Consider the following 13,189-nt stretch of genomic DNA (forward strand, 5'->3'; position numbering starts at 1 on the left):
GGGAAAGCGGGCGCATCGCGGGCGCATGAGCCTATCCGCACGCCAGATCCTCGACCGCCTCGTCGCCTTCCCCACCGTGAGCCGGGACTCCAACCTCGCCCTCGTGGACTGGGTGGAGGACTACCTCGCCGGCCACGGCGTCGCCTCGGTGCGGGTGCCCGACGCCACCGGCACGAAGGCCGCGCTCTACGCCAACGTCGGGCCGGAGGCCGAGGGCGGGCTGGTGCTGTCGGGACACACCGACGTGGTGCCCGTGGACGGGCAGGACTGGAGCTTCGACCCCTTCGCGGTGACGGAGGCGGACGGCCGGCTCTACGGGCGCGGCACCTGCGACATGAAGGGGTTCGACGCGCTCGCCCTCGCCATGGTGCCCCACGCCCTGTCGCTGGACCTCAAGCGGCCGCTCCAGATCGCGCTGAGCTACGACGAGGAGGTCGGCTGCCTCGGCGCCCCGCCCATGATCGACGCGATGGCCGCCCACCTGCCCCGCGCCGCGGCCGCCATCATCGGCGAGCCGACGATGCTGCGCCCCGTCACGGGCCACAACGCCTCCGTGATCTACCGCATCCACCTGCGCGGCTACGAGGTGCACTCCTCGAAGCTGCCCGAGGGGGTGTCCGCGGTCCACGAGGCGGGGCACGTGCTGGCCTGGGTCAACGACCGCAACGCGGCGATCCAAGGAGAGGCGCCGAACGCAGTGTCGGCGATGTTCGAGCCGCCCTTCACCACGGTCCACGTCGGCACCATCCAGGGCGGCACGGCGCACAACATCACCGCGCGCGACTGCCACCTGAGCGTCGGCTTCCGCGTGCCCGCGGGCGACGACCTCGAGCGCCACGCGGCGGCGCTGGAGCGGTTCCTCGCGGAGCTGAATGCGGCGCTCAAGGCCCGCCGCCCCGAGGCCGGGGTCCGGTGGGAGCGCGGCGCGGGCGTGCCGGCGCTGGCCCCCGAGGAGTCGGGCACCGCCGAGGGCCTCGTGCGCCGCATCACCGGCGACAACGGCACGCACACCGTGACCTACGGCACCGAGGCGGGCCAGTTCCAGGAGCGCGGCTACTCGGCCGTGGTCTGCGGGCCGGGCGACATCGCCCAGGCGCACCAGCCCGACGAGTGGATCGCGGTAGAGCAGTTCGAGGCTGGCGAGCGCTTCCTGCGGCGGGCCGTGGAGACGCTGGCGGAGTAAGGAGGCGCCGCGCTCCGGCCCTGCGCCGGGGTCCGTGTGTTCCGCTGGCGCTTCGCTCCGCAACGGCATCGCCGCGGCAACCGGAGGCCCCGGATCGGGTCCGGGGCATGTCGGTCCCGATATCCCACGCCCCGGCCGTGCGCCGGGGCCCCTGTCCTCCACCGGCGCTTCGCTCTGCAACGTGTCGCCCACGGCGACCCGGGGCCCCGGCGCAGGGCCGGGGGCGGGTCGATCCCGGAGTGCCGCGCCCCGGCCCTGCGCCGGGGCCTCGGCTCACCGCTCGCGCCTCGCGCCGAACAAGGCACGCGCGTAAGCAACCCCGCCGGGAACCCCTCCCCCGCCCCCCGGTTGTGCTCCGAGCCGCACCGGGGGACCGCATGGAAGACGAGACGCAGACCGACGAGACCGACGCCACCGCCGCCGAGCTGCCCGCCGAGGACGAGGGCGCGGAAGGGATGGAGGCGGTCGACGCCGATCCCGGGCTAATCTTCGACAAGCTCGACGCCTGGCTCGACGGCTTCTTCCGCCTCCTGCCCAACATCGCCGTGGCCCTCGTGCTGCTGGCGCTGTTCGTCGGCCTCGGCTGGCTGGTCGCCTGGGCGATCCGACGCGGCGCCGCGGCGCGTGACCGGCAGAACCTCGGCTCGGTCGGCGGCAGCCTCGTGAAGTGGGGCATCTGGATCGCGGGCTTCCTGCTGGCCGCCACGATCGTCGTGCCCACCTTGCGCCCCGGCGACCTGATCGCGGGCCTCGGCATCGGCTCGGTCGCGATCGGCTTCGCGTTCAAGGACATCCTGCAGAACATGCTGGCCGGCATCCTGATCCTGGTGCGCCAGCCCTTCGAAGTGGGCGACCAGATCATCAGCTCCCACGGCCACGAGGGCACCGTGGAGCAGATCGAGACCCGCGCCACCTTCATCCGCACCTACGACGGCCGCCGCGTGGTGATCCCGAACTCCGACATCTACACCAACCCGGTGGTGGTGCAGACCGCGTTCGAGACCCGCCGCTCGGAGTACGACGTCGGCATCGGCTACGGCGACGACTTCGCCGAGGCGATCCGGATCGCCGTGGAGGCCATGCAGGGCGTGGCCGGCGTGCTCGCCGACCCCGGCCCCGAGGCGCTCGCCTGGGAGCTGGCGGATTCGGCCAAGGTGGTGCGCATCCGCTGGTGGACCAAGAGCCCCCGCAAGGACCAGGTCCACGTGTTCTCGGACGTGATCCAGGCGGTCTGCTCCGCCTACGAGGAGGCCGGCATCGACATGCCGTTCCCGACGCAGGTGACCCTCTGGCACGACCAGACCGAGGCGGTGGACGGCCAGCGCGGCCGGCAGCGCGAGGGCTGGCCCGCGGCCGGGGACGCGACGCCCCGCTCGCGCGAGGCGGTGCGCGTGGAGCGCAGGGCCGCGAACGACGGCGCGAAAGGGGCCGAGGCGGCGCAATAGCGCCCCCCGGGGGGCGGCGTCTTGCACCGCCCCCCCTCCTCGCGCCACTCATGCCCGCGAAGGAGACCAGCCATGCCCGTCCGCAACCGCTTCGCCGAGATGCTGCCCGAGATCACCGAGTGGCGCCGCGACATCCACCGCAACCCCGAGATCCTGTTCGACACCCACCGCACCTCCGCGATGGTCGCCGCGAAGCTGCGCGACTTCGGCTGCGACGAGGTGGTCGAGGGCATCGGCCGCACCGGCGTCGTGGGCGTGATCCGCGGCAAGGCGGGCGACAAGGTCGTGGGCCTGCGCGCCGACATGGACGCCCTGCCGATCCACGAGGCCACGGGCGCCGAGCACGCCTCCCAGACCCCCGGCGCCATGCACGCCTGCGGCCACGACGGGCACACCGCCATGCTCCTGGGCGCCGCCAAGTACCTCGCCGAGACGCGCAACTTCGCGGGCACCGTGGTCGTGATCTTCCAGCCCGCCGAGGAGGGCGGCGGCGGCGGCCGCGAGATGTGCGAGGACGGCATGATGGACCGCTGGGGCATCCAGGAGGTGTACGGGATGCACAACTGGCCCGGCCGCCCCGTGGGCGCCTTCGCGATCCGCGAGGGCGCGTTCTTCGCGGCCACGGACGTGTTCGAGATCGCGCTCGAGGGCAAGGGCGGCCACGCCGCCAAGCCCCAGGAGACCGTGGACACCACGCTGATGGGCGCGCACCTCGTCACCGCGCTCCAGTCCATCGTGTCGCGCAACGCCGACCCGGTGAAGCAGATCGTGGTCTCGGTCACCGCCTTCGAGACCTCGTCCAAGGCGTTCAACGTCATCCCCCAGGCGGCCACCATCAAGGGCACCGTGCGCACCATGGACCCCGCGATGCGCGATCTCGCCGAGCGGCGCCTGTCCGAGATCGCCGCGGGCGTCGCCGCCACCTTCGGCGGCACGATCGCGGTCGATTACCAGCGCAACTACCCCGTGATGGTGAACCACGGCGAGCACACCGAGTTCGCCCGCGAGGCCGCCCGCGCGGTCTCGGGCGACTGCGACGACGCGCCCCTGGTGATGGGCGGCGAGGACTTCGCCTTCATGCTTGAGGAGCGGCCCGGCGCCTACATCCTCGTGGGCAACGGCGACACCGCCCCCGTCCACCACCCCGAGTACGACTTCACGGACGACGCGATCCCCGCGGGCTGCTCGTGGTGGGCCGAGATCGTGGAGCGGCGGATGCCGGCGGCCTGAGCGGCGTTAACCCCGCGTTAGGATCTGCGTGCGAAGGCTGGGGGGCGGAACAGGCCGAGGGGCCGATGGCCGCGCCAGCCGCCGCCGCCCGCCGCGCGATCGCGGGCCCGGCCGCCGAGGCGGGCAAAAAGTACCCCCACGTGCACGGGGGCGTTCGCGGCCGGGTCGGGTCTTCCCGCGCCGCGACGCCTCACCCGCCCCGCAGCGCCCGCCGCTGCACCTTGCCCGTGGCCGTCATCGGCAGCGCGTCGCGGAAATGCACCGCGCGCGGCGCCATGTGCGGCGACAGGCGCGCGCGCACCCAGGCGATCAGCTCCGCCTCCAGCCCGTCGGTCGCGCCCTCGGCCACAACGAAGGCTGTGATCGCCTCGCCCCGGTCGGGGTCCGGCAGGCCCACCACGGCCGCCATCACCACGCGGGGATGGGCGGCGAGGCAGCTCTCGATCTCGGTGGGGCCGACCCGGTAGCCCGAGGACGCGATCACGTCGTCGCCCCGCGCGTGGTAGCGGATCACCCCGCCCGCCAGCCGCTCGCCTAGGTCGCCCGTGCGGATCCAGCCCCCGCGCCACTTGGCCGCCGTCTCCTCGGGCTTGCGCCAGTAGCGCAGGAACGCCGCCAGGGAGCCGCGCACGCAGATCTCGCCCACCGCGCCCATGGGCACCTCGCCCCCCGCCTCGTCCTGCACCTCGACCTCGACGCCGGGCACCGCGCGGCCCAGCGTGCCCGGCACCACCGCCTGCGTGCCCGCGCAGGCCGCCATCACGAGGTTCACCTCGGTCTGCCCGTAGATCTCGTTGATCGGTGCCCCCAGCGCCGCGCGGCCCCATTGCAGGAGGTCCGCGCCCAGCGCCTCGCCGCCCGACATCACGGCGCGCAAGCATAGGCCGTCGGGCGCGGAGGCGCGGCGCATCATCTTGAGCGCGGTGGGCGGCAGAAAGGCCGCCGTCACCCGCTCCTCGGCCATCAGCGCGTAGGCCTCGGCCGCGTCGAACTTCGCGAAGCGCTTCGCCACCAGCGGCACGCCGAACGCCATCGCGGGCACGGCCAGGTCCATCAGCCCGCCGATCCACGCCCAGTCGGCGGGCGTCCACGCCACGTCGCCGGGCTGCGGAAAGCCCTCCAGCGCCGTCTCGACGCATGCCAGATGCCCCAGCAGGAAGCGGTGGGCATGGAGCACGCCCTTCGGCTCGCCCGTGGTGCCGGAGGTGTAGATCATCATCGCCGGGTCTTCGGCGGCGGTGTCCGCTATCGGCACCGTGCCGCCCTCGGGCAGCGCCTCCACGTCGAGGCGGACGCGCAAGGCGGGCAGGTCGAGGGGCGCGACCTTCGCCAGCCCCTCGGCCTCGGCCACGATCGCCACCGCGCCCGAGTCGCGCAGGCGGTAGTCCAGCGCCTCCGGCCCGAACAGCGTGAACAGCGGCAGCGACACGGCGCCGAGGCGGTGGGCGGCGAAGTGCGCCACCAGAACCTCGGCCCGCTGCGGCAGCAGGATCGCGACCCGGTCCCCCGGCCCCACCCCTTCGGCATGGAGGTGCGCGGCCAGCGCCTCGGCGGCGCGGCCCATGTCGCCGTACGTCCAGATCCGCCGCGCGCCGCTCAGGTCGATCACCGCCGGGCGGTCCGGCTCGGCGGCGGCCCGCTCGAACAGGCAGGCCGCGCCGATGTTGAACCGCTCGGGCACGGGCGCACGGTACGCCGCCCGCATCTCGTCCCAGGGGGCGAGGCGGGGGATCGTGGGCGCGATCACTTCCGGGCGAGCGTCACGGGATGGAGCCCCGCGAGGGGAAGCCCGAGGCCCTGCAGCGCCGACAGGCTGATCTGCGCGCCGCCCGCGCCGCCCAGCGGGCGCAGCGTCACGGCGATCTTCTCGCCCGAGCTGGCGGTCACGGTGCCCGAGGTCTCCGAGGAGACGAGGCCGGTCTTGACCCACAGGCCCGCATCGGCCGGATCGCCCAGCGACACCGTCTCGGCGCCCAGCGCAGAGGCCGGCGCGGTGGCGGCCTCGTTCCTGGCCTCGGCCTTCTCGGCGTCGCTCACGCGGTCCAAGGCGCCCACGGTGGAGGTCACGGCGCGCGGCGGGGCGACCACGGTGGTGCCGGCGGCGGGCACGTTGCGCACCGACGAGGTGGAGGCGGGCGGCGGGGCCGGCGTCGCGGGCGCGGGCGCGGCCTCGGGCACGGGCCGGATCGGCGCGGCCGAGCCGCCGGTGCGGAGGATCGACGTGTCGGCGCAGGCGCCGAGCAGGAGGGCCGCGGAGGCGGCGACGAGTGCGATGCGCATGAAGGGTATCCCGGTGGTGGTGCGGGACGCATTCTAGCGAGACGGGCGCCGACCTCCAGCCCCGCTTGTGGCAATGGCGCCAGAGGCATAGGCTCGGGGAATGGATGCTCCGCTGATCGACCCCTTCGCCCGCGCCATCACCTACCTGCGGGTCTCGGTGACGGACCGCTGCGACTTCCGCTGCACCTACTGCATGTCCGAGCACATGCAGTTCCTTCCCAAGCGGGAGCTGCTGACGCTCGAAGAGCTGGAGCGCATGTGCGCGGCCTTCGTGCGCCTCGGTGTCCGCAAGCTGCGCATCACCGGCGGAGAGCCGCTGGTGCGCCGCAACATCATGAGCTTCTTCGAGGGCATGTCGCAGTATCTGGGCGGCGGCCTCGACGAGCTGACGCTGACCACGAACGGGAGCCAGCTCGAGCGCTTCGCGCAACCGCTCCGCGACTGCGGCGTACGGCGCGTGAACGTCTCGCTCGACACGCTCGATCCGGCGAAGTTCCGCGCGATCACCCGCTGGGGCGCGCTCGACAAGGTGCGCCGCGGGATCGAGGCGGCGCAGGCGGCGGGCCTCAGGGTCAAGATCAACACCGTGGCGCTGAAGGGCTTCAACGAATCCGAGCTGTTCGACCTCGTGGAGTGGTGTCGCGCCGGCGACATGGACCTCACCTTCATCGAGGTCATGCCCATGGGCGACATGGGCGACGGCGAGCCGGACGGCACGGGCGGCACCCTGCGCCTCGACCAGTACTGGCCGCTCGAGGACCTGCGCGCGCGACTGGCCGAGCGCTACACCCTCGCCGACCTCGCCCACCGCACCGGCGGCCCCGCCCGCTACGTGCGGCTGGAGGAGACGGGCCAGCAGGTGGGGTTCATCACGCCGCTCACGCACAACTTCTGCGAATCGTGCAACCGGGTGCGGATGACCTGCACGGGCCAGCTCTTCATGTGCCTCGGGCAGGAGGACGAAGCCGACCTGCGCGCCCCTCTGCGCGCGAGCGCGGACGACGGCCCGCTGGAGGACGCCATCCGCGCCGCCATCGCGCGCAAGCCCAAGGGGCACGACTTCGACTACTCGCGTCAGGAGGTCTCGGGACGCATGTCCCGGCACATGAGTCATACTGGTGGGTGAGGAGCGGCCCCGTTCCGCGAACGGGGTCGGTTGGTCCAGTGGACCAAGCGAAGCGACGAACGCGCCGCCCCCGGCGGCGCGCGGCATGACGGCCGAGGGGCGCACCTTCAACAACCCCGCCCTACCCCACCACCGCCCCCAACCGACGACAAAGACCCCGGCGCAAGCCCGGGGCGACCTTGCACAAACCCTCGCCGCAGCCGCCCGCGCCCGCGCCCTCGTACTCCTCGGCGTCGCCCCCGGCGGCATCGCCCTCCTCGGCCCCGACCCCGCGCGCTTCTGGTCCGCCCTGGCCGCATCCCCCGAATGGGGCGCCCCCGACCCCGTGGACCGCTGGTCCGCCCGGGTCGTCGGCGCGTGGGCGGACGAGTTGGACGTCGAGGCCCGGTTCCCGTTCGGCGATCCCCCCGCCCCCTTCGTCCGATGGGCGCTCGCCTCGGGCTGCCACCTCTCGCCCGTGGGCATGCTCGTCCACCCCGAGCAGGGCCTCACCGTCAGCTTCCGCGGCGCGCTCGTGGTCCCCGGCCTTGCCGCCACCACCGCCCCCGATCCCTGCACGGACTGCTCAGCCCCCTGCCGCACCGCCTGCCCCGTGGGCGCGCTGCGCGAGGGCTACGACGTCGCCGCCTGCCGCGCGTGGCTCGGCAGCCCGCAGGGCGACTGCCTCGCCCGGGGCTGCGCCGCGCGCCGCGCCTGCCCCCTGTCCCAGCCCCGCCCCGACGCCCAATCGGCCCACCACATGAGGCACTTCGCATGAAGGCAATCCTGCTCCGCCACTGCAAGAGCAGCTGGGACCGCGCCGCCGAGGATCACGAGCGCCCGCTCAGCGACCGCGGCGTGGCGGCGGCCCGCCGGATGGGCAACTGGATGCGCCGCGAGGGCCACCGCCCCGACCGCGCGCTGGTCTCCGACGCGCAGCGCACGCGCGAGACCTTCGAGGGGCTCGGCCTCGACCTCGCGCCCGAGATGCGCCCCGACCTCTACCTCGCGGACGCCGAAGCGATCCTCGCCGCCCTGCCCACCGAGGGCACCGTGCTCCTGGTCGCCCACAACCCGGGCATCGCCGCGGCCGCCCGCCGCCTCGCCGCCGAGGCGCCGACCGGCGACACCTTCGCGCGCTACCCCTCGGGCGCCTGCACGGTGCTGGCGTGGGACGGCCCTCCCCGGTGGGGGGAGGGCCGCGTGGTCGCCTTCACGGCGCCGAAGCTGCTGTAGCCGCGGGGGGCGTCCCCGCGCCCGCGCCGGGCCTCAATGCCCGAGGATCTGGCTCAGGAACAGCTTGGTGCGCTCGTTCTGGGGGTTCTTGAAGAACGCCTCGGGCTCGTTCTGCTCCACGATCTGGCCGGCGTCCATGAAGATCACCCGGTTCGCCACCTGCCGCGCGAAGCCCATCTCGTGGGTCACGCAAAGCATGGTCATGCCCTCCTCGGCGAGCTGGATCATGGTATCCAGCACCTCCTTGATCATCTCCGGGTCGAGCGCCGAGGTCGGCTCGTCGAACAGCATGATCCGGGGCCGCATGCAAAGCGAGCGCGCGATCGCCACGCGCTGCTGCTGGCCGCCCGAGAGCTGGCCGGGGTACTTGTCGGCCTGCTCGGGGATCTTGACCTTCTCCAGGAAGTGCATGGCCGTCTCCTCGGCCTCGCGCTTGGGGATCTTGCGCACCCAGATCGGGGCGAGCGTGCAGTTCTCCATGATCGTGAGATGCGGGAACAGGTTGAAGTGCTGGAAGCACATGCCGACCTCGGAGCGGATCTTGTCGATGTTCTTGAGGTCCGACGAGAGCGGCGTGCCGTCCACCACGATCGAGCCCTGCTGGTGCTCCTCGAGGGCGTTGATGCAGCGGATCAGCGTCGACTTGCCCGAGCCCGAGGGCCCGCAGATCACGATCCGCTCGCCGCGCTGCACGGTCAGGTCGATGTCGCGCAGCACGTGGAACGAGCCGTACCACTTGTTCATGTTGCGGATCTCGATGGCGACCTCGTCGCTCACCTGCATCGCGGCGGGGTTGGTGTCCAAAGCGGCCATGGGAACCTCCTAGCGGTGGTCGGTCCGCAGCTGGCGCTCGAGCCACTGCGAGTATTGCGAGATGCCGTAGCAGACGACGAAGAACAGGATGCAGGCGAAGGCCCACGGCTCCCAGTAGATGCCGCCCGCCCAGTCGGTGGACGACAGGATCGGCCCGCGGATCATGCCCACGAGGTCGAACATCGAGATCACCGAGACCAGCGTGGTGTCCTTGAAGAGGCCCACCGCCACGTTGACGATGCCGGGGATCGAGATCTTCAGCGCCTGCGGCAGGATGATGAGCTGCATCGCCTGGGCGTAGTCGAGGCCCAGGGAGTCGGCCGCCTCGTACTGGCCCTTGGGCAGGGCCGCGAGGCCGCCCCGGATCACCTCGGCGATGTAGGCCGACGAGAACATGGTGATCATGATCACCACCCGCACGATCAGGTCGAAGTTGGTGCCCGGCGGCAGGAAGTAGGCCAGCACCACGTTGGCGACGAACAGGAGCGTGATGAGCGGCACGCCCCGCACGAACTCGATGAAGATGACGCAGACGCCCTTGATGAACGGCAGGCGCGACTGGCGCCCGAGGGCCAGCGCGATGCCGAGGGGCAGCGAGAGCGAGACGCAGACGATGCCGAGGATCAGGTTCAGCATGAAGCCACCCAGGTCTCGCGAGGCGACGGGCGAGAGGCGCAGCACCCGGCGGCCGAACTCCTCGACCAGCCCACCGCCGATCCACCAGATCAGGACCGCGGCGACGATGCCCGCGACGAGGCCGGCGAAGAAGCCGAAACGGTGCTCGGCGGAGACGAAGGCGTAGTAGCCGCCGATCAGCCCCAGCGCCGCCACGACCGGGCCGAGCGCCGAGCCGCCCCAGATCAGCCAGTAGGCCACGAACGGGTAGAGCGCGGTGACCAGGAGCGTCCAGCGCGGCAGGAACATCGGGAAGAGAGCGGGCGGCACGGCCACGAAGAGGAGCGCGAAGGCCAGCGTCGGCCGCCAGTAGAACTCCTCGGGATAGGCGAAGCCGAACAGGAACTGCTCCCACCGCTGGGCGATCACGGCGAAGCAGCCGCCGCCGTTGCCCTGCAGGATCTCGCGGCAGTCGCGGATGTTCTCGCCTTCCCAGGTGCCGTTCACGATCCAGGGGATCAGGCCCGAGAGCAGCCAGAACACGATCAGCACGCCGAGGACGGTCATGATCGCGTTGGCCCAGGTCGAGAACAGGTTCTCGCGCACCCACTTCACGGCGCCGGCCTCGGTGGCGGGCGGCGGCGCGGGCGGGATCACGGTCTGGCGCACGAAGGCGACGGATTGGGCGTGCGTGTCGCTCACTTCAACGCTCCTTCAGGCGGACGGAGTTGTTGTAGACGTTCATGATCGCCGAGATCGCGAGGCTGAACGTCAGGTAGAACAGCATCAGCAGGAGCACGCATTCCAGCGCCCGGCCGGTCTGGTTCAGCGTGATGCCCCCCAGCGTGCCGGTCAGGTCCATGTAGCCCACGGCGATGGCGAGCGACGTGTTCTTGGTGATGTTGAGGTACTGCGAGATCAGCGGCGGGATGATGACCCGCAGCGCCTGGGGCAGCACCACGAGGTTCATGATCCGGCGCGGCCGCAGGCCGAGGGCGGCGGCGGCCTCGGTCTGGCCCTTGGAGATGGCCAGGATGCCCGCGCGCACGTTCTCGGCGATGAAGGCGCCGGTGTAGACCGACAGCGCGAACCACAGCGCGATCAGCGAGTTGCGGGCGAGCAGGCCGCCCTGGAAGTTGAAGCCGCGCAGCTCGGGCACGTCCCAGTGCAGGCCCAGCACCCAGAGCGTCACGGCGATCGGCACGATCCAGATCGCCAGCCGGGGCCACAGGGTGGCGGGCCGCACGCCGGTCGCCTCCTGCCTGTGGTCCGCCCAGCGCGTCAGCGCGCGGGCCGCAATGAGCGAGCCGACGAGCACGCCGAGCACCACGAGCCAGTTCAGGCCCGAGGCCCCGTTGGCGATGGTGATCTCGGTGCCGGCCTCGATCTCCTGGGCGCCGATGCCGTTCGTGAAGTAGGGGGCAGGCACGTAGACGCCGCGGTTGGTGACGGCGGCCAGCCCGCCGATCATGGAGGCGGTGGCCTCCTCGCCGCGGAAGTCGCGCGGCTGGGGGAAGATGTTGGCGGTGACCGTGAAGATGATGAGGATCCAGATCAGCACGGGGATGTTGCGGAACATCTCCACGTAGACGGCCATCAGCTTCGAGATGATCCAGTTCTTCGACAGGCGGGCGACGCCCGCGATCACGCCGAAGACGGTGGCGGTGAGGCAGGCCAGGAAGGCGACGATGATGGTGTTCATCGCCCCGATCACGGTGGCGCGCAGGTGGGTGTCCTGGCTGTCGTAGGGGATCGGCTGCTGGTTGATGTCGTAGCCCGCCGGCGAGAGCAGGAAGTCCCACGAGATGTTCTGGCCCTGGGCCGAGAGGTTGGCGAAGAGGTTCGCCACCAGCCACGAGAAGGCGACGATCAGCGCCAGGAGCGCGACGATCTGGAAGGTGTAGCTGCGGTATCGCGTGTCGTTGATCAACTGGCCGAGGCGGAAGCCCCCCGGCCGGCCATCCGCGCCCTGCGGATCGCTCATGCTCGCCATCGTGTCATCCCCGTTGCCCCCCGCGCGGCACGGCCTTCGTGGCCGTCTGGACCCGGTGCGGGGCGTATCCGTCCTCGTTATCGCAAAAGGGCGCGGAGGTCTCCCCCCGCGCCCGAAGTCGTGCCTTGGTGTGCCTTACCGGAACGGCGGGGCGTACATCAGGCCGCCGTCGGTGTACTGGGCGTTCAGGCCACGGGCGAGGCCGATCGGGGTCGACTCGCCGATGTTCTCGTCGAAGATCTCGCCGTAGTTGCCCGAGGCGGCGATCGCCTTCTTGGCCCAGTCGTTCTCGAGGCCGATCATCGCGCCCAGCTCGCCCTCGGTGCCCAGCAGGCGGTTCACCTCGGGGTTGTCGCCCGCGGCCGACGCCATCTCCTCGACGTTCTCGGAGGTCACGCCGTACTCCTCGGCGGCGATCAGGGCCATCAGCGTCCAGTGGACGATGTCGAACCAGTCGTCGTCGCCGTGGCGCACGAGCGGGCCGAGCGGCTCCTTGGAGACGACCTCGGGCAGCAGCACGTGGTCGTCGGGGGTCTCGAAGCCGGCGCGCTGGGCGGCCAGCGCCGAACGGTCGGTGGTGTATACGTCGCAGGCGCCCGCGAGGTACTGCTGGATGGCCTCGGCGCCGGTCTCGATCGGCACGGGCTCGTAGGACATGCCGTTCACGCGGAAGTAGTCCGCGAGGTTCAGCTCGGTGGTGGTGCCGGTCTGGATGCAGACCGTGGCGCCGTCGAGCTCGGTGGCCGAGGACACGCCGAGGTCGGCGGGGACCATGAAGCCCTGGCCGTCGTAGTAGTTCACGCCGGTGAAGTTGAACTTCAGGTCGGTGTCGCGGCTGAAGGTCCAGGTGGTGTTCCGCGCCAGCATGTCGATCTCGCCCGAGGAGAGCGAGGTGAAGCGCGTCTTGCCGGTGGTGGGCACGAACTCCACGGCGGTCGGGTCGCCCAGCACGGCGGCGGCCACGGCGCGGCACACGGCCACGTCGAAGCCCTGCCACTCGCCGTCGGCATTGGGCTCGGCGAAGCCGGGCACGCCGGTGGTCACGCCGCAGTTCAGCTTGCCGCGCTCCTTGACGTCGTCGAGCGTGGCCGCCGAGGCGCCCGCGGCGGCGAGGCCGGCGAGGGCCATCGTGCCGAGAAGGATGGACTTGTTCATAGAGACCTCTTCCTGTTGGTCCCGGCGCGTTTCCCGCACCTGGGCCGCGCCCCCTTGCGGGGGGCTGGTTCCGTGGGACCGGGTGAGCCCCGATCCACTGCGGGCGAAGAAACGCACAGGCGGCGGGGAGGTCA

General features: G+C 71.9%; 12 protein-coding genes. 6 read left to right on the forward strand and 6 right to left on the reverse strand.

What is annotated here, in order from left to right; genetic code table 11:
• Positions 1-25 precede the first annotated feature (25 nt).
• The 3 genes from argE to K3554_RS14730 all read left to right on the forward strand — a co-directional run bounded on the left by argE (position 26) and on the right by K3554_RS14730 (position 3,858).
• Positions 26-1,183, forward strand: coding sequence for an acetylornithine deacetylase (argE, locus tag K3554_RS14720; protein ID WP_259941581.1), 1,158 nt, complete (start codon positions 26-28; stop codon positions 1,181-1,183).
• 377 nt (positions 1,184-1,560) lie between these two features.
• Positions 1,561-2,628: a mechanosensitive ion channel family protein gene (locus tag K3554_RS14725; protein ID WP_259941584.1), complete on the forward strand. Its 1,068-nt coding sequence runs from the start codon at positions 1,561-1,563 to the stop codon at positions 2,626-2,628.
• Between the two features lie 72 nt (positions 2,629-2,700).
• Positions 2,701-3,858: a M20 aminoacylase family protein gene (locus K3554_RS14730; protein WP_259941587.1), complete on the forward strand. Its 1,158-nt coding sequence runs from the start codon at positions 2,701-2,703 to the stop codon at positions 3,856-3,858.
• Positions 3,859-4,048: 190 nt separating this feature from the next.
• On the opposite strand, the gene K3554_RS14735 is transcribed toward K3554_RS14730, so the two are convergent.
• Positions 4,049-5,605, reverse strand: a complete 1,557-nt coding sequence (locus tag K3554_RS14735) for an AMP-binding protein (RefSeq protein ID WP_259941588.1) — start codon at positions 5,603-5,605, stop codon at positions 4,049-4,051.
• The gene (locus tag K3554_RS14740) at positions 5,602-6,138 is read right to left on the reverse strand and encodes a hypothetical protein (RefSeq protein ID WP_259941590.1); all 537 of its coding nucleotides are present in this window, start codon (positions 6,136-6,138) and stop codon (positions 5,602-5,604) included. Before K3554_RS14740 ends, K3554_RS14735 begins: the two co-directional genes overlap by 4 nt.
• A gap of 100 nt (positions 6,139-6,238) precedes the next feature.
• Here K3554_RS14740 and moaA point away from each other — a divergent pair, with 100 nt between their 5' ends.
• The 3 genes from moaA (at position 6,239) to K3554_RS14755 (ending at position 8,479) form a co-directional block, all read left to right on the forward strand.
• Positions 6,239-7,264 (forward strand): GTP 3',8-cyclase MoaA, encoded by a 1,026-nt coding sequence (moaA, locus tag K3554_RS14745; protein ID WP_259941591.1) that lies wholly within the window; start codon positions 6,239-6,241, stop codon positions 7,262-7,264.
• 85 nt (positions 7,265-7,349) lie between these two features.
• Positions 7,350-8,021, forward strand: a complete 672-nt coding sequence (locus K3554_RS14750) for a ferredoxin (protein WP_259941593.1) — start codon at positions 7,350-7,352, stop codon at positions 8,019-8,021.
• Positions 8,018-8,479 (forward strand): histidine phosphatase family protein, encoded by a 462-nt coding sequence (locus K3554_RS14755; RefSeq protein ID WP_259941594.1) that lies wholly within the window; start codon positions 8,018-8,020, stop codon positions 8,477-8,479. Before K3554_RS14750 ends, K3554_RS14755 begins: the two co-directional genes overlap by 4 nt.
• 33 nt (positions 8,480-8,512) lie before the next feature.
• Here the strand turns inward: K3554_RS14755 and K3554_RS14760 are convergent, their stop codons facing one another.
• From K3554_RS14760 to K3554_RS14775, 4 genes are all read right to left on the reverse strand, one after another.
• A complete protein-coding gene (locus tag K3554_RS14760; RefSeq protein WP_259945973.1) occupies positions 8,513-9,262 on the reverse strand; it encodes an amino acid ABC transporter ATP-binding protein in 750 nt (249 codons plus the stop codon).
• Positions 9,263-9,301: 39 nt separating this feature from the next.
• Positions 9,302-10,609, reverse strand: a complete 1,308-nt coding sequence (locus K3554_RS14765) for an amino acid ABC transporter permease (protein ID WP_259941596.1) — start codon at positions 10,607-10,609, stop codon at positions 9,302-9,304.
• 1 nt (position 10,610) lies between these two features.
• A complete protein-coding gene (locus tag K3554_RS14770) occupies positions 10,611-11,900 on the reverse strand; it encodes an amino acid ABC transporter permease (RefSeq protein ID WP_259941598.1) in 1,290 nt (429 codons plus the stop codon).
• Positions 11,901-12,035: 135 nt separating this feature from the next.
• Positions 12,036-13,055 carry an amino acid ABC transporter substrate-binding protein gene (locus K3554_RS14775; RefSeq protein ID WP_259941600.1) on the reverse strand — a complete coding sequence of 340 codons (1,020 nt, stop codon included), beginning with the start codon at positions 13,053-13,055 and terminating at the stop codon, positions 12,036-12,038.
• Positions 13,056-13,189 lie beyond the last annotated feature (134 nt).

Origin of the sequence: Jannaschia sp. W003 (assembly GCF_025144335.1) — a bacterium.
GTDB lineage: Bacteria > Pseudomonadota > Alphaproteobacteria > Rhodobacterales > Rhodobacteraceae > Jannaschia.

Bases quoted from the DNA above. Each gene is read 5' to 3' on its own strand.
- argE (WP_259941581.1), top strand. From the start codon at position 26: ATGAGCCTATCCGCACGCCAGATCCTCGACCGCCTCGTCGCCTTCCCC.
- K3554_RS14725 (WP_259941584.1), top strand. From the start codon at position 1,561: ATGGAAGACGAGACGCAGACCGACGAGACCGACGCCACCGCCGCCGAG.
- K3554_RS14730 (WP_259941587.1), top strand. From the start codon at position 2,701: ATGCCCGTCCGCAACCGCTTCGCCGAGATGCTGCCCGAGATCACCGAG.
- K3554_RS14740 (WP_259941590.1), bottom strand. From the start codon at position 6,138: ATGCGCATCGCACTCGTCGCCGCCTCCGCGGCCCTCCTGCTCGGCGCC.
- moaA (WP_259941591.1), top strand. From the start codon at position 6,239: ATGGATGCTCCGCTGATCGACCCCTTCGCCCGCGCCATCACCTACCTG.
- K3554_RS14750 (WP_259941593.1), top strand. From the start codon at position 7,350: ATGACGGCCGAGGGGCGCACCTTCAACAACCCCGCCCTACCCCACCAC.
- K3554_RS14755 (WP_259941594.1), top strand. From the start codon at position 8,018: ATGAAGGCAATCCTGCTCCGCCACTGCAAGAGCAGCTGGGACCGCGCC.
- K3554_RS14760 (WP_259945973.1), bottom strand. From the start codon at position 9,262: ATGCAGGTGAGCGACGAGGTCGCCATCGAGATCCGCAACATGAACAAG.
- K3554_RS14770 (WP_259941598.1), bottom strand. From the start codon at position 11,900: ATGGCGAGCATGAGCGATCCGCAGGGCGCGGATGGCCGGCCGGGGGGC.
- K3554_RS14775 (WP_259941600.1), bottom strand. From the start codon at position 13,055: ATGAACAAGTCCATCCTTCTCGGCACGATGGCCCTCGCCGGCCTCGCC.